Source organism: Amycolatopsis sp. NPDC043887, from assembly GCF_056435665.1.
Window position 1 is genome coordinate 435157 of sequence record NZ_JBWKEB010000003.1, and the last position, 19730, is coordinate 454886.

Below are 19730 nucleotides of genomic sequence, written 5' to 3' on the forward strand. Positions count from 1 at the left end.
TCAAGTGTCGAACAATCGGTCAGAAGGGTGGACAAGTGGGCAGGGTGACGGTGCGGCGTCCGGTGCGGAAGATCTCCGCGGCGAAGGACGTACGGCGGCCCGACGTGCTCGCGGCCGAAGAACCGCTGGAGATCCGCGTCGGCGGCAAGGCACTCGCGGTCACCATGCGGACACCCGGCAACGACGTGGAACTGGCGCACGGGTTCCTGCTGTCGGAGGGCGTGCTCACCTCGCGCGAGGACGTCGCGGTCGCGCGGTACTGCGACGGCGTCGACGACCAGGGCCGCAACACCTACAACGTCTTGGACATCGCGCTGGCCTCTGGGGTGGCTCCGCCGGAGACGGGCGTCGAGCGGAACTTCTACACCACGTCCTCGTGCGGCGTCTGCGGCAAGGCCGCGCTCGACGCGGTGAAACTGAAGGGCCGGTTTTCGCCGGAGAAGTCCGAGTTCGCGGTGAGCACCGGAGTGCTGTCGAAACTCCCGGACACGCTTCGCGCACACCAGAAGGTCTTCTCCAGCACCGGCGGGCTGCACGCGGCCGCCCTGTTCGACGGTGACGGGAACCTCGCCGTCGTCCGCGAAGACGTCGGCAGGCACAACGCCGTCGACAAGGTCCTCGGCTGGGCGCTGCAGGAGAGCCGGATCCCCGCGTCGGACGTCGGACTGCTGGTGTCCGGCCGCGCCTCGTTCGAACTGGTGCAGAAGGCCGCCATGGCCGGGATCGGCCTGCTGGCGGCGGTTTCCGCGCCGTCGTCGCTGGCCGCGGAACTGGCCGACGAGAACGGCATGACCCTCATCGGTTTCCTGCGTGGCGACAGCATGAACCTCTACAGCGGCGAACAGCGGGTGCTCGGCCTCGTGAGTGGTAAGGACGGTTAGAGAGGGGAAGGTCAAATGTGGCGTGCTGCGTGCTGGAGGCCCGGCCTGCCGGACTGATCGCGACCCCACTGTCTACAAAGGACACAAAAACACCCCGCGTGCCCGATTTGGGCGCTTTGTGCGGGGGTCGTGAGTGGCGATTCGGGTTCTAACCGTCTTTACCACTCACGACCTCGGCAAGAAGCGGACATCATGACATCAATCGGGCGCGCAATCGGCGTGAAGCCGCCCAGGTGGACACGTCACGCCGGAGCCGGCCGGCAAGCCAGTCCGGAACCCTGTTGTCCAGCGCGGCGATTTCATCACGAAGTCGGCGAAGACGGCCCGCGTGACAGGGAGTCGATCACGCCACGTTTGCCCTTCCCCCCATTAGAACCGTCCTTACCACTCACGAGGACCTTTACTCGGAGGCGACCCAGTTGCCGTGGAAGCCGTTCGGGACCCGGTCCGGCAGGTGCACGGCACCGACGGTCTCCAGGGTCCCCGCGTCCAAAATGGTCAGCTCGCTCTTCTGCGTCGCGGCGTCGTAGACGAAGCCCATCAGCACGCCCTCGTCCTCCCCTGCGTCCACAGAGGACGGAACGAAGACGAACTCCCCCACCTGGCTGCCCGCACCGAATTCCCTCGAAGCGACCGAACGGTTCCACAGGTCGTGCTTGAGCAGTGCACCGGAGGACGCCGATCCGTCCCTTGTGGACACCGAGTAGCCGTAGCGGTGCCGCCGTCCCACCAAACGCTCGTCGACACGCGGGAACTCCTGCCCCTGGTCGTCGAGGCGTTCTTCGACGACCTTGCCGACGGTCAGGTCGATGGTCCAGCGATCCAGGGTCGGCGGGCCCTCTGCGGGTCCGAGCAGTTCCGTGTCGAACATCTTCGGGTGCCGGACGACGTCCAGCACGATGTCGTCGCCGTCGTCGTAGGCGTTCATCGGGTGGAAGACGTAGCACGGCTCGATCTCGAACCAGCGGACGTCGCCGTTGCCGCCGTCGCGCGGCATGACCCCGATCCGCGCCGGGTACCTCGGGTTCCAGCGGTACGGCAGGCCCGCGTTGCCCGAGATCCGCTGACGCAGCTTCGCCCCGAAGGGATCCGGCACCTTCACCTTGCCCACCAACGCGGACATCACGAGCCGCGCGGGCGCGCGCAGGACCGACGGCACGGACGCGGCGACGGCCTGCTCACTGTCGAAGGTGACCGGGAGGTCGTAGAAGACCACGTGCTTCTCGGTCAGGGAGAAGTCGTGCATCATCGGCGAGCCGGCGACCTCGATGCCGACCGTGCGGCGCGCACGGCCTTGCGCGTCGATCACCGAGTACTGGACCTTGTTGCCCGAGCCGAAGAAGTACGACACGGCGTGCAGTTCGCCGGTCTCCGGATCACGCTTCGGATGGGCGGTGTAGCCGCCCGGCAGCGTGCCGTCGAAGTCGCAGGCACCGACGGTGTCGAGTTCGTCGGTCAGTTCGAAGCTGGTCGCGCCGCCTTCGATCAGCGCGAGGGTCTTACCCGCGTGGCCGATCACGTTCGTGTTGGCCCCCAGGGACGCGGTCACACCGCCGCCCCAGCTCTCGCCAAGCTCCCCGGACAGCCGCGGGTTGCGCACCCAGCGGTTGCGGTACCACTCGGCGCGGCCGTCCCGCAGCCGGACGCCGTGCACCATGCCGTCGCCCATGAACCAGTGGTAGGTCGCCGGGTCCACTTCGGACAGCGGGTTCGGCCCGTTCCTCAGATAGCGCCCGTCCAGGTACTCCGGGACATGCCCGGTGACGCGCAGTTCGGTGATCGTGTGCTCACGGCTGACCGGGGCGAAGTTGCCTTCGAGGAACTTGTTGCCCATAACTGACCCCCTAGCGCTGGAATAACAATGTTATGTACTCGTTTATAACAGGGTTATGAGACACTGGCAAGCATGGCACCGAAACCCTCCGCCGCCGAGGTCAAGGCCAAGCTGATCGAGGCGGCGATCCGGCTGCTCTCGGACGGCGGCCCCGAGGCGCTCCAGGCCCGCAAGCTGGCGGCCGAGATCGGCGCGTCGACCATGGCCGTGTACACCCATTTCGGCGGGATGGGCGCGCTGGTGGACGAGGTCGCGCGCGAGGGGTTCCGGCGGCTGTCGGCGAATCTGGGCGAAGTCGGGGAAACCGACGACCCGGTGGCCGACATCCTCACCCTGGCGCTGGCGTACCGGCGGACCGTGGTGGACAACCCGCAGCTCTACGCGGTGGCCTTCGGCCAGAGCCAGCCCAGCGGGCAAAAGGCGGCGCTGGGCGACATGACCAAAGAGGAGACCCGCCAGAACGCCAGCGAAGAGGGCATCGAGGCGTTCGGCTTCCTCGTCCGCGCGGCGAAGCGGGTGATCGACACGGGCCGGTTCCGCCCGGCCCCGGAGTTCGCGGTCGCCGCCCAGCTCTGGAGCGCCGTGCACGGCTACATCACGCTGGAGGTCGCCGGCCACTTCGGCGACGGCGACAATGGTGTGGACCACATCCTGATTCCCCTGGCCACCGCCCTCGGCGTGGGTCTCGGCGACACTTACGAGGCCGCGACGCGGTCCGCGCGGATCTCGATCGAGGCCTGGCGCGCGAAAGAGGGAAACATCGGCACCTGATCCGGCGATACCCCGGTCACAGGTCGGTGAATCGTGCAACCTTCGAGCGGAAACGCTCGTCTGACCTGGTGGAAGCCTGCCGCCTGGTAAGAGACCGCGGGGGGGACTGGGAGGGGGAACGGGGATCGGTGAACGAGGACGACCAGGGGCATACGACGCTGCCGGGGGTGGACGGCGCCCGCCGGTGGCTGAGCCGTCGTTCCGTGCTGATCGCCGGCGCCTCCGGTCTCGGAGTCGCCGGGCTCGCCGCCGGAACGGCCACCGGAGCTCTGCCGTTCAGCGAAGCGCTCCAGCGGGCGCTCGGCGTCGCGTCGCCGACGCCGGCCACTCAGCTGGGCAGCCCCCGCGTCGAACGCGTCTACTCCGAAGCCCGCGGCCGCGAGGTCGATCTCGTGCTCATGCTGCCGACCAAGGCCCCGCCCAAGGGCCTGCCGATGTCGCTGATGCTGCACGGCCTCCACGGCACCGCACGTCACGCGGCCCCCACCGGGCTGCTCAAGCAGCTCGGCAGCGAGGTCGCCCGCAAGGCGGTGCCCCCGTTCGGGTTCGTCGCCGTCGACGGCGGTGACCACTACTGGCACGAGAACCAGCCCGGTGACAACCCGATGGCGATGCTGCTCGAAGAGGTCCCCCGCTGGCTGGCCGCACGCGGCCTCGGCGGCCGGGACGGGCAGCCGTTCGCCGCCACCGGACTTTCGATGGGCGGCTTCGGCGCGCTGCTGTACACCCGGCGCCGCCTGGAACGCCGTCGTCCGCCCGCCGCGGTCGCGGCGCTCGCGCCCGCGCTGATCACATCGTGGGCCGAGATGAGCAAACGGCGCGCGTTCCGCGACGCCGCCGACTGGGGCTCGCTGGATCCGTTGCGCCACATCGACGTCACCAAGAGCGTGCCGACCGGGATCTGGTGCGGGACCGAAGACCCGTTCATCGGCGGGGTGCGGAAGTTCATCTCCGAAGCGCGTCCCATGGTCGCGCACACCGCGCGCGGCAAGCACGGCGACACCTTCAACCGCACGGTCGTGCCGAGCCTGATCGCGTTCCTCGGCAAGCACGTCCCGAAGCACGCCTGAATTCAGACGCGGAAGTAGATCCTGGTCACGGTCGAGCCCGGTCTGAGGTACTGCCGGACCAGGTCGGCGACCTGGTTCACCAGCACCAGGCCACGTCCGCCGAGCTGCCCCGGCGAAGCGGGACGGCGGCCCGCCAGCGGATCGCTCAAGGTGCCTTCGTCGAGGACCTCGCAGAGTACGTGGCCCTCGTCCCGCCAGACACGGACGACACCGTGGCCCGAACCGTGCAGCACGCTGTTGGCGGACAGTTCCGCCACGGCGAGCACGAGATCCTCCACCCGGTCCGGGGCGAGCCCGCTCTCTTCGGCCCTGGTCTGCGCGAACCTGCGCACCGCTGCGAGCCTGCCGAGGTCGAAGCGGAACGCGTCGGCCGACCGCGGCTCGGGCAGCGGCAGGTTGTACTTCTCGACGACCGCGTCGGGCGCGTAGCCCGCGCTCGGGCGATCTCCGCCGGCACCGGACAGGGTCGGATGGGTCCGCTCGGCGTCGGCGAGGACGTCGTCTTCGAGCCGCGTCCGGTCGTAGGGGCACAGGATGCTGAGGTCGCGGTCACCGAAGGCGAAGTTGATCAGCGCTTCGTGCTGCGCGCACGCCGGGTACTCGACGGCCGAGCGGCCCGCCCAGATCGGCTCGCCGATGATCCGGACCGGCCCCGGCCGGTTGTCCGCGAACGCGAGCAGCACACAGGGAAGGATGCGGCCCGGATTCCGGCCCGCTTCGCTCATGTCGATGAGTTCGACCTCGGCGGCGGAATCCCCCAACGCCCTTTCGATCAGGGCCAGGTTCCGGCCCGGCACGGCCACCGCAACAGGCTCGTCGTGCTTCAAGCCCTCCAGGATGTACGGAATCGTACCGTCCAGGTACTCGGAGTCACCGGAGTAGAGCAGGCCCACATGAGAGAAGGGACCCGCGGTGACTGTCACAGAGTCGTCTTACCCCGTTCGGGGAGTTCTGAAACCCTGCTAACGGAGGGAGATCGAAAAGGAGTGCCAGGCCCGATCAGCCGAGCCAGCGTCCCGCCATCGAGATCAACCAGAATCCGGCGAGCGTCGCACCGGTGAACAGGCCGGTCCAGGCGACAAGCGACTGGTTCGCCTCCGCGCTCCGCGCCGCCTTGACGCGGATCAGCGCGTACGCCGAAACGGCGAAGAACGGCAGCGGGATCAGCGGCAGCGGCGAGAGGCGCACGACACCGGCCACCAGGCAGGTCGCCACCAGCACGCCCAGCGCGATCGTCAGCGCGCGCGGGATCCACGGATGCCCGCGGTAGGCCCCGACGACGATGCGTTCGGTGAGCTCGACGAGTCCCCTGACCTCGCGCGGACTCGCGGCTGCCAGCTCGGGAGCCTCGTTCTCGTCCTTCGTGGGAGTCAGCGGCACCTTCGCATCCTATCCCGGTCCGGTCACCGGCCGGACCGGGCCGGAGAAACCGACGCCCCGGCCGGAAGGATCCGGCCGGGGCGTCGGTGACGACAGCGTACTTTCAAAGATGCGTTCTCTAGGCGGACTTCTCGCCGCGCTCGCTGCTGCGACGGCGTGACGGCTGACGCGCCACGATCGTCGGGTTCACGTTCTCGCGGACGGTCTGCTCGGTGATGACGACCTTCGCGACGTCGTCGCGGCTGGGGATGTCGTACATGACCGGCTGCAGGACCTCTTCCATGATCGCGCGCAGGCCACGGGCGCCGGTGCCGCGGAGCACGGCCTGGTCGGCGATGGCCTCGAGCGCGGTCTTGGTGAACTCCAGCTCGACGTTGTCCATCTCGAAGAGCTTCTTGTACTGCTTCACCAGCGCGTTTCGCGGTGTGGTCAGGATGCTGACCAGCGAGTCCTTGTCGAGGTGGGTCACCGTCGCGACGACCGGGAGGCGGCCGATGAACTCCGGGATCAACCCGAACTTGATCAGGTCCTCCGGCATGGTGTCGGAGAAGATGTCGCTCTCGTCGATCTCGGCCTTGGTGCGGATCTCCGCGCCGAAACCGAGGCCGCGCTTGCCGACCCGCTCGTTGATGATCTTCTCCAGCCCGGCGAACGCGCCTGCCACGATGAACAGCACGTTCGTCGTGTCGATCTGGATGAACTCCTGGTGCGGGTGCTTGCGGCCGCCCTGCGGCGGCACCGACGCGGTGGTGCCCTCGAGGATCTTCAGCAGCGCCTGCTGCACACCCTCGCCGGACACGTCGCGGGTGATCGACGGGTTCTCCGACTTCCGGGCGATCTTGTCGACCTCGTCGATGTAGATGATGCCCGTCTCGGCGCGCTTGACGTCGTAATCCGCCGCCTGGATCAGCTTGAGCAGGATGTTCTCGACGTCCTCGCCCACGTACCCGGCTTCGGTGAGCGCCGTGGCGTCCGCGATCGCGAACGGGACGTTCAGCATCTTCGCGAGGGTCTGGGCCAGATAGGTCTTGCCGCAGCCCGTCGGGCCCAGCATCAGGATGTTGGACTTCGCCAGTTCGACGGTCTCGTCCTTGGAATCCTTGGGCCCAGCCTTGTCGTCGGACTGCACACGCTTGTAGTGGTTGTACACCGCCACGGCCAGCGATCGCTTCGCGTCGTCCTGGCCGATGATGTACTGCTCGAGGAACTCGTGGATCTCGGCGGGTTTGGGCAGCTCGTCGAGCTTGACCTCACCGGCCTCGGCCAGTTCCTCTTCGATGATCTCGTTGCAGAGATCGATGCACTCATCGCAGATGTAGACCCCGGGGCCGGCAATGAGCTTCTTCACCTGCTTTTGGCTCTTGCCGCAGAAAGAACATTTCAGCAGGTCGCCGCCGTCACCGATCCGTGCCATGGCCGTTGACCTCGTCCCCTCCGGCGCGATATGCGCCTGACTGTCTTACCGCCCCGGTCACGGATGACCGCTCGGAGCCTCACACACTGCCACTGACGGTACCCGCCCGATGCCGTCGGCGGGAGAACCAACGCCACATCTGAGCACGCCAGAAGCTGACCATAGACCAGGGATCCGGTGCGTGTCGTCTCCCGACACGCACCGGTCCCCTCCCGCGATCAGCTGCTCGAAGCCTTGCGGTACTCGAGCACCTCGTCGACGATCCCGTACGCCTTGGCCTCGTCGGCCGTCAGGATCTTGTCGCGCTCGATGTCCTTCTTGACCTCGTCGGCGTCCTTGTTCGTGTGCTTCGCCAGGATGACCTCCATCTGGCGCCGCACCCGCTGGATCTCGTTGGCCTGGATCTCCAGGTCCGACACCTGGCCGTACGTGCCCTCGGTGGCGGGCTGGTGGATCAGCACACGCGAGTTCGGCAGGGTGAACCGCTTGCCGGGGGTACCGGCGGCCAGCAGCACCGCGGCGGCCGAAGCGGCCTGGCCGATGCACATGGTGACGATGTCGGGGCGGACGTACTGCATCGTGTCGTAGATCGCCATCAGCGCGGTGAAGGAGCCACCGGGCGAGTTGATCAAGATCATGATGTCGCGGTCCGGGTCCTCGTGCTCGAGGTGCAGCAGCTGGACCATGACGTCGTTCGCCGACGCGTCGTCGATCTGCACGCCGAGCATGATCTGGCGCTCTTCGTACAGCTTGTTGTACGGGTTCGATTCCTTGATGCCGTAGCTCGTGCGCTCGACGTACGAGGGCAGGACGTACCGCGACTGCGGCAGCTGGAGCCGCGACTGCATCCCGGGCACCTGCGACCCGTTCGGAAGCTGGAAGTCGTTCATTGAAATTCTCCTGTGTGCCGGGCGCGGATCAGCTGTTGGGAAGCGGGTTCTCACGAGTGAGGACCTGGTCCACGAAGCCGTAGTCCTTCGCCTCCTGCGCGGTGAACCAGCGGTCGCGGTCACCGTCCTTGACGATCTGCTCGACCGTCTGGCCGGTCTGCTCGGCGGTGATCCGGGCCAGCTCCTGCTTCCACTTGCCGAACACCTCGGCCTGGATGGCGATGTCGGAGGCCGTACCGCCGACCCCCGCGGAGGGCTGGTGCATGAGGATGCGCGCGTGCTGCAGCGCATACCGCTTGCCGGGCGTGCCGGAGGAGAGCAGGAACTGCCCCATCGACGCGGCCAGGCCCATCGCGTAGGTCGCGACGTCCGGGCGGATCAGCTGCATGGTGTCGTAGATCGCGAAACCCGCGGTGACCGAGCCACCGGGCGAGTTGATGTAGAAGCGGATGTCCGACTCGGAGTCGTCTGCGTCGAGCAGCAACAACTGGGCGGTGATCCGGTTGGCGACCTCGTCGTTGACCTCGGAGCCGAGGACGACGATGCGCTCCTGGAGCAACCGCTCGAAGACCGAGTCGGTGAGGTTGAGCCCTGCGGTACCGGTCCGCGCCTGGGGCGTGTGCTGCGTCACGTCATGCCTGCCTTTTCGCCGACGGCGGCGGGTGGAACCTTCGCCGCCGCGTATGTCCAGATGCTTGAGATCTTGCAACCGACCCTAACGAACTTGGGCGGTGCAGAATGCCTGACACCGCCCAAGTTCGCTTACAGCTTTACGGTCCGTTTCGGACGGACCGGATATTCCCTACTCGGCCGCAGTCTTCGCGGGTTCCTCGGTGACCTGCGTCTCCTCGGTTGCGGGACCGAAGAGCTCTTCGAGGTCGACCGTGGCGCCGGAAGCGTCGGTCACGGTGGTCTTGCGGACCACCGAGGCCAGCGCCTTGCCGCGACGGACGTCGGCGTAGATCGCGGTCAGCTGGCCGGACTGCTGCGCCCGCTGGACGTACTCGTCCGGGCTGACGCCGAAGCGCTGCGCCTGGTAGATGATCCGTTCGGTGAGCTCGCCGTCGTTGACCGACGTCTGCTCGGCGTCGGCGATGCTGTCCAGCAGCAGCTGCGTGCGGACCGCCTTCTCCGACTCCTCGCGGACCTCCGTGTCGAACTCCTCGATCGTGCGGCCTTCGGCCTCGAGCGCCTTCGCGAACTGCGCCTCGTCGTGGTCGAAGGGGTGGATCGCGTCGTGCTTGCGGTTCTCGATCTCGGCCTCGAGGACCTTCTCCGGGATCGCGACCTCGGTGCGCTCGAGCAGCTCCTCGAGGACCTTGTCGCGGGCCTGGACGCCCTGCTGCATCTTTTTGACGCGGCCGAGCCGCTCGCGAAGGTCGGCCTTCAGCTCGTCGATCGTGTCGAACTCGCTCGCCATCTGGGCGAACTCGTCGTCCGCCTCGGGCAGCTCGCGCTGCTTGATGGTCTGCACGGTGACGGTGACGTCGGCGTCCTTGCCGGTGTGCTCGCCGGCGACCAGCTTCGTGGTGAAGGTCTTGGTCTCGCCGGCGTTCGCGCCGATGATCGCCTCGTCGATGCCGTCGACGAGCTGGCCGGAGCCGATCTCGTAGGACAGGCCGGTGGTCGAGGCCTCCTCGACCTCCTGACCGTCGACGGTGGCCGCGAGGTCGATCGAGACGAAGTCGCCGTTCTCGGCCGGGCGGTCGACACCGGTGAGCGTGCCGAACCGGGCGCGCAGCTCGTCGAGCTGCTCGTCGACCTCGGCGTCGGTCAGTTCGACGTCGTCGACGCTGACCGAGAAGCCCTCGAGGTCGGGCAGCGAGATCTCCGGGCGGATGTCGACTTCGGCGGTGAACTCGAGGACCTCACGGTCCTCCAGCTTGGTCACCTCGAACTCGGGCTGGCCCAGCGTGCGGACCTCGCCCGCGCGCACGGCTTCCATGTACTTGGCCGGAATGACCTCGTTGACGACCTCGTCGAGCACCGGGGCTCGCCCGATCCGGCTTTCCAGCACGCGAGCCGGCGCCTTGCCCGGACGGAAGCCGGGGATGCGCACCTGCTGGGCGATCTTGCGGTAGGCGCGGTCGAAGTTCGGCTTGAGCTCGTCGAACGGCACCTCGACATTGATCTTGACTCGCGTCGGGCTGAGCTGCTCGACGGTGCTCTTCAACGTATTCTCCTCGAGCGGTAAACGATGTGTTTGAGCATCCGCATGTCGTCGACGGCGGATGTGCCCTGGTCACCTTGCAGACCGGGCCGACCGAGTCTAGGCCGTGTCCTGTGGGTCTGTTCGATGGGGTTCGTGATCCAGGTGGTTCCCGGCGGTGCGGGCGGATCGGCCTCGTACCGGGTCGTACTCGGCCGCGTCCGCCCGTGCCGTGTCGCTCGCCGGTCCGTTCCCGGGGCCATCACCACCGCCTCGTGCTCGGTCACCATGCCCAGCAGAGCTTTCGGGGCGTGTCCGGCGAACCACCCACCGACCACCCGATCGGACCAGTTTTCGGTTCTTCTCTGTTACGAACCGACCCTTTCCTGGACACGGATGCGTGCCACGCTTCACCATCGGGCGCCATGACGAGGCGTTTCGGCGATCGGATGAAGTTTACAAACCAATACTAATTGTCTACGGTGTGACAGCTTGTCCCGGTAGCATCGACCGAGGGGAACGATCGATGACCGTCGCCGTAACCCGGTCCGAGGACACGGGGGAATCACCCGAGAGAAGACTGAGACGCGGCGTGCCCAACCCGCGTCTTCCGCTGCCGGTGGTCTCGGTGCCGACAGTGTTGTTGTTCATCGGCGGCGCCATGGTCTGGACGGGCGCCACCTGGCTGGTCGTCAACGAGACCGGGCCGCTCTGGGTGACCATTCCCCTGCACGCGCTCGTCACCTTCACCATGTTCACCGTGCTGCACGAGTCGACGCACCACGCGGCCGGGCAGCTCACCTGGGTCAACGAACTGCTCGGCAGGCTCGCGATGCCGTTCGTGGCGGCCTACGGCTCCTTCCCCCTGGTGCGGTACATCCATCTGGAGCACCACCGCAACACCAACGAGGACGCCCACACCGATCCCGACGCCTGGACCGCGCACGGCCCCTGGTGGCAGTTGCCGCTGCGCTGGCTGACCATCGACTTCTGGTACGCCCGCTTCTACGTGGCGCGGCAGCGCACGCGGCCGCCGTCGGAGCGGGCCGAGACCGCGGCCGTGGTCACGCTGAGCCTCGCCGCGTTCGCCTGGCTGACCGTGAGCGGTCACGGCTGGGAACTGCTGATGGTCTACCTGATCCCGCAACGCGTCGGACTGGCCGTGCTGGCCTGGTGGTTCGACTGGCTGCCGCATCACGACCTCGGCGCGCGGCGGCAGAACCGGTTCGGCGCCACGCGCGTCCGCGTCGGGCTCGAATGGCTGATGACGCCGATCATGCTGTGCCAGAACTACCACCTGGTGCACCATCTCCACCCGGCGATCCCGTTCTACCGGTACCTGCGCACGTGGCGGGACAACCGCGACGCGTACCTCGCCAGGGACGTCCCGATCGCGACCCCGTGGGGCCGCGATCTGACGTCGTCGGAGTATCGCGAATGGCGTCAGCTCACCGGCTCGTTCGACGAGGAACCGCCCGCACCGCAGCCCCGGCGGCCGAGCCGGTTCCATTCGCTGCGGGTCGCCGAGGTCCGGCCGTTGTGCGAGGGCGCCGTCACCGTGACGTTCGACGTCCCGGAACGGCTGCGGGAGACCTTCCGGTTCACCCCCGGCCAGCACCTCGTCATCCGCGCGGAGGTCGACGGCGAAGAGGTGCGGCGCGCCTACTCGATCTGCTCGACGCCGGACTCCGGTGTGCTGCGGATCGCGATCAAGCATCAGCTCGGCGGCGCGTTTTCGACGTTCGCCAACACGGAACTCGCGGCGGGCGACGCGCTGGACGTCCTGCCCCCGGACGGCGAGTTCACGCTGACCCCGGCGCGGAGTCGCGCGGGCCGGTACGTCGCGCTCGCCGCGGGCAGCGGGATCACGCCGATCCTGTCGATCCTGACCGCGACCTTGCAGGACGAGCCGAACAGCAAGGCGACCCTGCTCTACATCAACACCTCCGGCGCCAGCACGATGTTCGCCGACGAACTCGGTGCCCTCGCCGCGCGGCTGGGCGGGCGGCTGCACGTCGTGCACTACCGCACCGACGAACGCGACCCGGACCTGCGCGCGCAACGACTCGAGAGGCCGTTCGACATCGTGGGCGAGGCGCTCGCCATCTCGCACGAGCGCTACCAGCGCGGCCGCCTGGACGGCACCCGTCTCCGCGCGCTGCTGCAGTCGCGGCTGCACCCGGCGAAGGTGGACGAGTGGTTCCTGTGCGGCCCGCGCGACCTCGTCGACATGGCCCGCCGGACCCTCGCGGACCGGGACGTGCCCGAGGAGAACGTCCATTTCGAGCTGTTCCAGGGCGCGCTTCCCGTCCGCCCCTCACGGCGGCCGGGCCCGACGCTGACGGTGACCGCGGGCGGGAAGACCGCCGAAATCCCCGCGACGGTGGGCGAAACCGTGCTCAGCGCCGCGCTCCGGCACGGCGTCGACGCGCCGTACGCGTGCATCGGCGGGGCCTGCGGCACCTGCCGGGCGACGGTGGTGCGGGGCAGCGCGCGGATGGACGTGCACTACGCCCTCGGGGACGACGAGGTCGCGGCGGGGCGGATCCTGACCTGCCGGGCGGTGGCCACCTCTCCCGAGCTGGGCGTGGACTACGACCGCTGACGCTTCCCAGCGACGCCGGAGGGTAGTGAAGGCCTCCTTCACTACCCTCAGGGTAGGCAAGGAGGCCTTCACGGACCGGCCTCCACCACAGAAGCACACAGCGGGCTCACAGGCGGGACACAACGCGCGCATACGACCGCGGCGCACGCTCGGCTCATGGCAACCGGCTCGGCCCCGTCCACCGGCCCGCGCCGGTGGCCCCGGCCCGGGCGGCTTTCCCTGCGCGCCAAGCTGACCGGCTCGATGGTGCTGCTGCTCACCTTCGTCTGCCTGGTGATCGGCGTCACCGGCGAGATCGCCTTGCGGTCGTTCCTCACCCGCCAGATCGACGATCAGCTCTCGGCCGCGTCGGCCCGCGCCCACGACTTCGCGAGACGGCCACCGGAGGACGGCCTCGGTCCCGATCCGCTCAACGCGCCGGGCCAGGCCTCCGGGACGCTCAGCGTGCGCTTGTCCGGTGACCGGGTGTTGTACGCGGGAGTCCTTACCGTGCAAGGACTTCCCCAGGGCCTCTCGGCCGAGCAGGAGTCCGGCCTGTTCATGATCCCGGCGGACCGGCCGCCACTGACACTGACGCTCGGCGGCCTGGGCGACTACCGCGTGCAAGCCGTCTCGATCCCGGGTGGCGTGGTCGTCACCGGGCTCCCGCTCGCGCCGATGCAGGACACCTTGGCCACCCTCCGGTGGATCCTGTTCGGGGTCGCGGCGGCGGGGGTCGCCGGCGCCGGGTTCCTCGGCGCGTTCGCGGTCCGGCGCACGCTGCGGCCGCTCGACCGGGTCGCGGCGACCGCGGGCCGGGTGTCGGCCATGCGGCTCGACCGCGGACAGGTCGCGCTTTCCGTGCGGGTGCCCGAGATCGACACCGATCCGCGGACCGAGGTGGGCCAGGTCGGTTCGGCGCTGAACCTCATGCTCGGGCATATCGCGCGGGCGCTGGAAGCACGGCACGCCAGCGAGACCCGGGTCCGCCGGTTCGTCGCCGACGCGAGCCACGAGCTTCGCACCCCGCTCGCGGCGATCCGCGGGTACGCCGAACTCGCCGGCCGCGGCAGCGCGCTGGCGCCGCCGGAGGTCGCTCACTCGATGTCCCGGATCCAGTCCGAGGCCGCGCGGATGACGACCCTGGTCGAGGATCTCCTGCTCCTGGCGAGACTCGACGCGGGACGGCCACTCGAAGCGGGCGAAGTCGACCTGACCCGGCTGGCCGCGGACGCGGTCGGCGACGCGTATGTCGCAGGCCCGGAGCACCGCTGGGAACTGCGGCTCCCGCCGGGCCCGGTGCTCGTCCGCGGTGACGTCCAGCGTCTGCATCAGGTACTGGCGAACCTGCTGTCCAACGCGCGCACGCACACTCCGCCGGGCACCACGGTGATCACCGCGCTGACCCGCTCGCCCGGCGGGGCCGCGGTGCTGACCGTCACCGACGACGGCCCCGGTATCGCGCCCGAACTCCTGCCGAGCGTGTTCGAGCGGTTCGCCCGCGGCGACTCCTCCCGGTCCCGGACCGCGGGCAGCACCGGGCTCGGGATGGCGATCGCGTCGGCCATCGTCGTGGCCCATCACGGCACGATCGAGGTGCACAGCCGTCCGGGACGCACCGAGTTCGCCGTCCGGCTGCCGGTGATCGGCTCCTCACAGCGGGTGCACAGCTTCGGCACAACCACGCCCCAGGTCGGCCCCCGACGCTGACGCCATGACCCTCCTCGCCTCCCGCGACGAAGCCGATCGAACCGCTCACCCCGCCCGGGACAAACCGGCCGATCCGCGCTGGGTCCGGCCGTCCGTGGCCGCGCTTCTGCTCGCGACCGCCGTCCTGTATCTCTGGAACCTCGGGGAATCCGGCTGGGCCAACGCCTTCTACTCCGCGGCCGCGCAGGCCGGGTCGGCAAGCTGGAAGGCGTTGTTCTTCGGTTCCAGCGACGCCGCGAACGCGATCACGGTCGACAAGACACCGGCCGCGTTGTGGGTGATGAGCCTTTCCGCGCGCCTGTTCGGCGTCGATTCCTGGAGCGTCCTGGTGCCGCAGGCGTTGATGGGCGTCGGTTCGGTGGCGTTGCTGTTCGCCGCGGTGCGCCGGACTTCCGGTCCGGCGGCGGGTCTGCTGGCGGGTACCGTCCTCGCGCTCACCCCGGCCGCCGCGCTGATGTTCCGGTTCAACAATCCCGACGCGCTGCTCGTCCTGCTCCTGACCGCGGGCGCCTACTGTGTCGTCCGCGCGCTGGAGAAGGCGAGCCCGCGCTGGCTGGCGCTGGCCGGGGTCGCCATCGGTTTCGGCTTCCTCGCCAAGATGCTGCAGGCGTTCCTGGTACTGCCCGCGTTCGCGCTCGCCTACCTGATCGCCGCGCCGGCGCCGGTGGGCCGCCGCCTGCTGCACCTGCTCGGCGCTTTGAGCTCAACCCTCTTGTCAACCGGCTGGTACCTCGCCGTCGTCGCGCTGTGGCCCGCCGCCGACCGGCCGTACATCGGCGGCTCGCAGGAGAACAGCCTGTGGGAGCTGGCTTTCGGCTACAACGGGCTCGGTCGCATCACCGGCGACGAGGTCGGCAGTGTCGGCGGAAGACCCAACGGCGGCTGGGGCGGCACGGGCTGGGACCGGTTGTTCGGCAGCGAGATGGCGGGCGGGATCGCGTGGCTGCTTCCGGCCGCCGTCGTCGCGCTGGCCGCCGGGCTGTGGTTCACCCGCCGCGCGCCACGCACCGATCGCGGGCGTGCGGCGCTGATCGTCTGGGGTGGCTGGTTCCTGGTGACCGCCGTGGTGTTCAGCTATATGGGCGGCATCATCCACGCGTACTACACGATCGCGCTCGCGCCTGCCGTCGCCGCTCTCGTCGGGATCGCGAGCACCCAGTTGTGGCGCGCGCGAGGGAATCCGGCCGCCGCGGGCACCCTGAGCGCCGGGATCGGCTTGACCGCGTTGACGGCGTACCTCCTGCTGTCACGGCGATCCGAGTGGCTTCCCGGGCTGTCGATCGCGATTCTCGTATCCGGTCTCCTGTGCGCTCTTCTGGTGTTCTTCGCCTCGCGATTGCCCGACGTGGCAAGGCGACTGGTCGCCGTCGGCGCTCTGGTCACCGTTCTCGCGGGCACCGGCGCGTACACCGTCGCGACGGCCGCCACGCCGCACTCCGGCGCTCTTCCCTCCGCAGGGCCGGAAACGGGCGGGGGTATACGGATGGGTGGCGCCGGCGGACTGCTCGGGACGAGCCTGCCCGGAGACGACCTCGCCGCCCTGATCCGGCAGGACAGTGCGAAGTACACCTGGGCGGCGGCGACCTTGGGCTCCAACAACGCGGCGGGCTATCAGCTCGGCAGCGGCGCGCCGGTGATGGCCGTCGGCGGGTTCAACGGGACGGATCCGGCTCCGACACTGGAACAGTTCCAGCACTACGTCCGAAGTGGACGGATCCACTACTTCCTCGGCGAAGGCATGATGATGCGCGGGGAGACCGGCAGCGACGCCGCCGAGCGGATCGCCGCCTGGGTCGCGGACACCTACACACCGACCACTGTGGACGGTGTCACCGTCTACGACCTGAGCCGGTGAATCCCGTGACAGGACACAGCGACCGCACAGCTCGGGCACAAGGCGACCTCAGCGCGACGACCGAGATTGACACCATGACAACCGCGATCCTCTCCGGCGCCGACTCCGGCCGCCGCCCCGCCATCGCCCCGGACGGCTCCCCCGTCCTCGACGTCGTCATCCCCGTCTACAACGAGGAGACCGACCTCGAACCGTGTGTCCGGCGGCTGCGCGCGCATCTCGTGGAACAGTTCCCGTACCCGTTCCGGATCACCGTCGCGGACAACGCCAGCACCGACGGCACCCTGCGGGTCGCCGAACGGCTGAGCCGCGAGTTCGACGACGTCGAAGTCCGCCACCTCGAAGAGAAAGGCCGCGGCCGGGCACTGCGCTCGGTCTGGTCCGCTTCGGACGCTCCGGTGCTCGCCTACATGGACGTCGACCTCTCGACCGATCTGGCCGCGCTCGGCCCCCTCGTCGCGCCGCTGCTCTCCGGACATTCCGACCTCGCCATCGGTAGCAGGCTCGCCCGCGGCGCGCGGGTGGTGCGCGGACCGAAGCGGGAGTTCATTTCCCGCTGCTACAACCTGATCCTGCGCGGCACGCTCGCGGCGAGGTTCAGCGACGCGCAATGCGGATTCAAGGCGATCGGCGCCGATGTCGCCGAACGACTGCTCCCCCATATCCGGGACACCGGCTGGTTCTTCGACACCGAACTGCTCGTGCTGGCGCAGAAAGCCGGGCTGCGGATCCACGAGGTCCCCGTCGACTGGGTGGACGATCCGGACTCGTCGGTGAACATCATCGCCACCGCGACCGCCGATCTCAAAGGGATCGCACGGCTGACCAAGGCGACGATGACCGGGCAGATCCCGATCAGCGGCCTTCGCGAGCAGCTGGGCCGCGCGCCGATCCAGGTGCGGGCGCCGGGCGTGGCACCCAGCCTGGTGCGGCAACTGGTGCGGTTCGCCGCCGTCGGCGTCGCCAGCACCATCGCCTATCTCGTGCTGTTCCTGCTGCTGCGGACGTTCACCGGCGCGCAGGCCGCGAACCTCGTCGCGCTGCTGGTGACGGCGATCGGCAACACAGCGCTCAACCGGCGCCTGACCTTCGGCATCCGCGGCCGGGAAAGCGCCGGGCTGCACCAGTTCCAGGGCCTCATCGTGTTCGGCCTCGGGCTCGCGCTCACCAGTGGTGCGCTGGCGCTGCTGCACACGATGACGGCCCCCGGCCTGCCGCTCGAGATCACCGCGCTCGTGCTCGCGAACCTCGCGGCCACCGTCCTGCGCTTCCTGCTGCTGCGCGGCTGGGTGTTCCGCCGCCCCGCCACCGAGATGGAGAGCTGACCCATGACCACCGCACTCGCTTCCCGGGCGGAACCCGGCCACGCCGGGGAAAACGCCACGAAGCCGCCCGGCCGGTGGGTTCGGCCGGCCGTCTTCGGGCTGCTCGCCGCCACCGCACTGCTGTACTTCTGGAACCTGACCGCCTCCGGCTACGGCAACTCGTTCTACGCCGCGGCGGTGCAGTCCGGCACGCAGGACTGGAAAGCCTGGCTGTTCGGCTCACTCGACGCCGGGAACGTGCTCACCGTCGACAAGCCGCCGGCCGCGCTCTGGGTGACGACGGCGTTCGCCCGGCTCTTCGGTTTTTCCAGTTTCACCGTGCTGGCCCCGCAAGCGCTGATGGGGGTCGCCTCGGTCGGCCTGCTGTACCTGACAGTGAAGCGAACCTCAGGACCCGTCGCCGGCCTGTTCGCCGGGGCGGCGTTCGCCGTCACCCCGGTCGCCGCGCTCATGTTCAAGTTCAACAACCCCGACGCGCTGCTGACGCTGCTGCTGATCGCCGGCGGGTACTGCACGATCCGCGCGATCGAAAAGGCGAGCCCGCGCTGGCTGGCCTTCGCCGGCGTCGCCGTCGGGTTCGGCTTCCTGACCAAGATGATGCAGGCGTTCCTGGTGCTGCCCGCGTTCGGCCTCGCCTACCTGATCGCGGCGCCGACCACGCCGGGAAAACGCTTGCTTCACTTGCTCGGAGCTTGGGGCTCGACCGTCCTGTCAGCCGGCTGGTTCATCGCGCTGGTCGATCTGTGGCCGACCGAGTCCCGGCCGTACATCGGAGGTTCGGACGGCGACAGCCTGCTCGAACTGGCCTTGGGCTACAACGGCCTCGGCCGGATCTTCGGCATGGGCGGCGGCGTGATGGTCGGCGGCCCGAACGGGGCTGTGAGCGGCTCGGCCGGTGGGAACGTCGGCTTCGGCGGCGAGAGCGGCCTGACCCGGATGTTCGGCGCGAGCTTCGGCGGCGAGGTGTCGTGGCTGCTGCCCGCCGCGCTCATCGGGCTGGCCGCGGGGCTGTGGTTCACCCGGCGGGCCGCCGGCACCGACCGGACGAGGGCCGCGCTGATCCTGTGGGGCGGCTGGATGCTCGTCACCTCGCTGGTGTTCAGCTTCATGAGCGGCATCGTGCACCCGTACTACGCCGTCGCGCTGGCGCCGTCGATCGCCGCCGTGGCGGCGATCTCCGGGACCTCGCTGTGGCGCGGCCGGGCGTATCTCACGCCGCGGGTGTTCCTGTCGCTGATGATCGCGGCCAGCGCCGTCTGGGCGTACATCCTCCTGGACCGCAACGCCGGCTGGCTGCCCGCGCTGCGCTGGATCATCGCCGGGCTCGGCCTGCTGACCGCGACCATCGTGCTCGTGGGTATCCCGCCCGCGCGCCGACTCGTCGCCGTCGTCGCGACGGCCGCCGTGCTGACCGTCGGCCTCGGCACCACCGCGTTCGGCGTCGAAACCGCTTCGCAGGCGCACTCCGGCTCGATCCCGATCTCCGGCCCGGCCACCGGTGGCGAGCGCGGAATGGGCATGGAAGAGGGGTCCTCGGCGGAGATCGGGGCCGTTCTCGCCGCCACCACGACGAAATGGGCGGCCGCGACGTCGAGTTCGCAGTCCGCGGCGAACCTCGAACTCGCGAGCGGGAAGTCGGTGATCGGCATCGGTGGCTGGAGCGGCAGGGATCCGGCTCCGACACTGGCGGAATTCCAGCAGTACGTGGCGAACGGTGACATCACCTACTACGTCGAAGGCGGCCGCGGCGGTGGGCCGGGTGGCGGCTCGAACGAGATCTCCGAATGGGTCGCCGAGAACTTCACCGCCACCACGATCGGCGAGCAGACGGTGTACCACCTGCTTTCCTGAAAATGCGTCGACAAAG

The 19730-nt window shown here is 69.0% G+C and carries 15 protein-coding genes; 8 read left to right on the plus strand and 7 right to left on the minus strand.

From position 1 onward, the window contains the following. Positions 1-35: 35 nt before the first annotated feature. On the plus strand, positions 36-881 hold the full coding sequence (gene fdhD, locus AC069H_RS11445; RefSeq protein WP_478232174.1) for a formate dehydrogenase accessory sulfurtransferase FdhD: 846 nt from the start codon (positions 36-38) through the stop codon (positions 879-881). A gap of 400 nt (positions 882-1281) precedes the next feature. Here the strand turns inward: fdhD and AC069H_RS11450 are convergent, their stop codons facing one another. After that, on the minus strand, positions 1282-2715 hold the full coding sequence (locus AC069H_RS11450) for a carotenoid oxygenase family protein (RefSeq protein WP_478232175.1): 1434 nt from the start codon (positions 2713-2715) through the stop codon (positions 1282-1284). Positions 2716-2787: 72 nt separating this feature from the next. On the opposite strand from AC069H_RS11450, the gene AC069H_RS11455 reads away from it, so the two are divergent. Further along, on the plus strand, positions 2788-3486 hold the full coding sequence (locus AC069H_RS11455; RefSeq protein ID WP_478227642.1) for a TetR/AcrR family transcriptional regulator: 699 nt from the start codon (positions 2788-2790) through the stop codon (positions 3484-3486). Between the two features lie 128 nt (positions 3487-3614). Continuing rightward, positions 3615-4556, plus strand: coding sequence for an alpha/beta hydrolase-fold protein (locus AC069H_RS11460; protein ID WP_478232176.1), 942 nt, complete (start codon positions 3615-3617; stop codon positions 4554-4556). Positions 4557-4558: 2 nt separating this feature from the next. Here AC069H_RS11460 and AC069H_RS11465 read toward each other — a convergent pair whose 3' ends face one another. From AC069H_RS11465 to tig, 6 genes are all read right to left on the minus strand, one after another. Then, complete coding sequence (locus tag AC069H_RS11465) at positions 4559-5479, minus strand: anti-sigma factor RsbA family regulatory protein (protein WP_478232177.1); 921 nt, start codon at positions 5477-5479, stop codon at positions 4559-4561. Between the two features lie 76 nt (positions 5480-5555). Next, entirely contained in the window at positions 5556-5936 is a 381-nt protein-coding gene (locus tag AC069H_RS11470; RefSeq protein WP_478227639.1) for a hypothetical protein, read from the minus strand. A gap of 118 nt (positions 5937-6054) precedes the next feature. Then, a complete protein-coding gene (clpX, locus tag AC069H_RS11475; protein ID WP_016332355.1) occupies positions 6055-7350 on the minus strand; it encodes an ATP-dependent Clp protease ATP-binding subunit ClpX in 1296 nt (431 codons plus the stop codon). 218 nt (positions 7351-7568) lie between these two features. Continuing rightward, positions 7569-8240: an ATP-dependent Clp protease proteolytic subunit gene (locus tag AC069H_RS11480; protein ID WP_340687665.1), complete on the minus strand. Its 672-nt coding sequence runs from the start codon at positions 8238-8240 to the stop codon at positions 7569-7571. Between the two features lie 28 nt (positions 8241-8268). After that, positions 8269-8871 carry a ClpP family protease gene (locus AC069H_RS11485; RefSeq protein ID WP_016332353.1) on the minus strand — a complete coding sequence of 201 codons (603 nt, stop codon included), beginning with the start codon at positions 8869-8871 and terminating at the stop codon, positions 8269-8271. Positions 8872-9042: 171 nt separating this feature from the next. After that, positions 9043-10413, minus strand: coding sequence for a trigger factor (tig, locus tag AC069H_RS11490; protein ID WP_340687664.1), 1371 nt, complete (start codon positions 10411-10413; stop codon positions 9043-9045). A 568-nt stretch (positions 10414-10981) separates the two neighbouring features. On the opposite strand from tig, the gene AC069H_RS11495 reads away from it, so the two are divergent. From AC069H_RS11495 to AC069H_RS11515, 5 genes are all read left to right on the plus strand, one after another. Further along, positions 10982-12994, plus strand: a complete 2013-nt coding sequence (locus AC069H_RS11495; RefSeq protein ID WP_478227763.1) for a fatty acid desaturase — start codon at positions 10982-10984, stop codon at positions 12992-12994. Between the two features lie 156 nt (positions 12995-13150). After that, a complete protein-coding gene (locus AC069H_RS11500; protein ID WP_478232178.1) occupies positions 13151-14683 on the plus strand; it encodes a sensor histidine kinase in 1533 nt (510 codons plus the stop codon). A gap of 4 nt (positions 14684-14687) precedes the next feature. Continuing rightward, positions 14688-16538: an ArnT family glycosyltransferase gene (locus tag AC069H_RS11505; protein WP_478232179.1), complete on the plus strand. Its 1851-nt coding sequence runs from the start codon at positions 14688-14690 to the stop codon at positions 16536-16538. Positions 16539-16612: 74 nt separating this feature from the next. Continuing rightward, on the plus strand, positions 16613-17863 hold the full coding sequence (locus AC069H_RS11510; protein ID WP_478232180.1) for a bifunctional glycosyltransferase family 2/GtrA family protein: 1251 nt from the start codon (positions 16613-16615) through the stop codon (positions 17861-17863). Between the two features lie 3 nt (positions 17864-17866). Then, positions 17867-19714, plus strand: a complete 1848-nt coding sequence (locus AC069H_RS11515) for a glycosyltransferase family 39 protein (protein WP_478232181.1) — start codon at positions 17867-17869, stop codon at positions 19712-19714. The last annotated feature ends 16 nt before the right edge of the window (positions 19715-19730 follow it).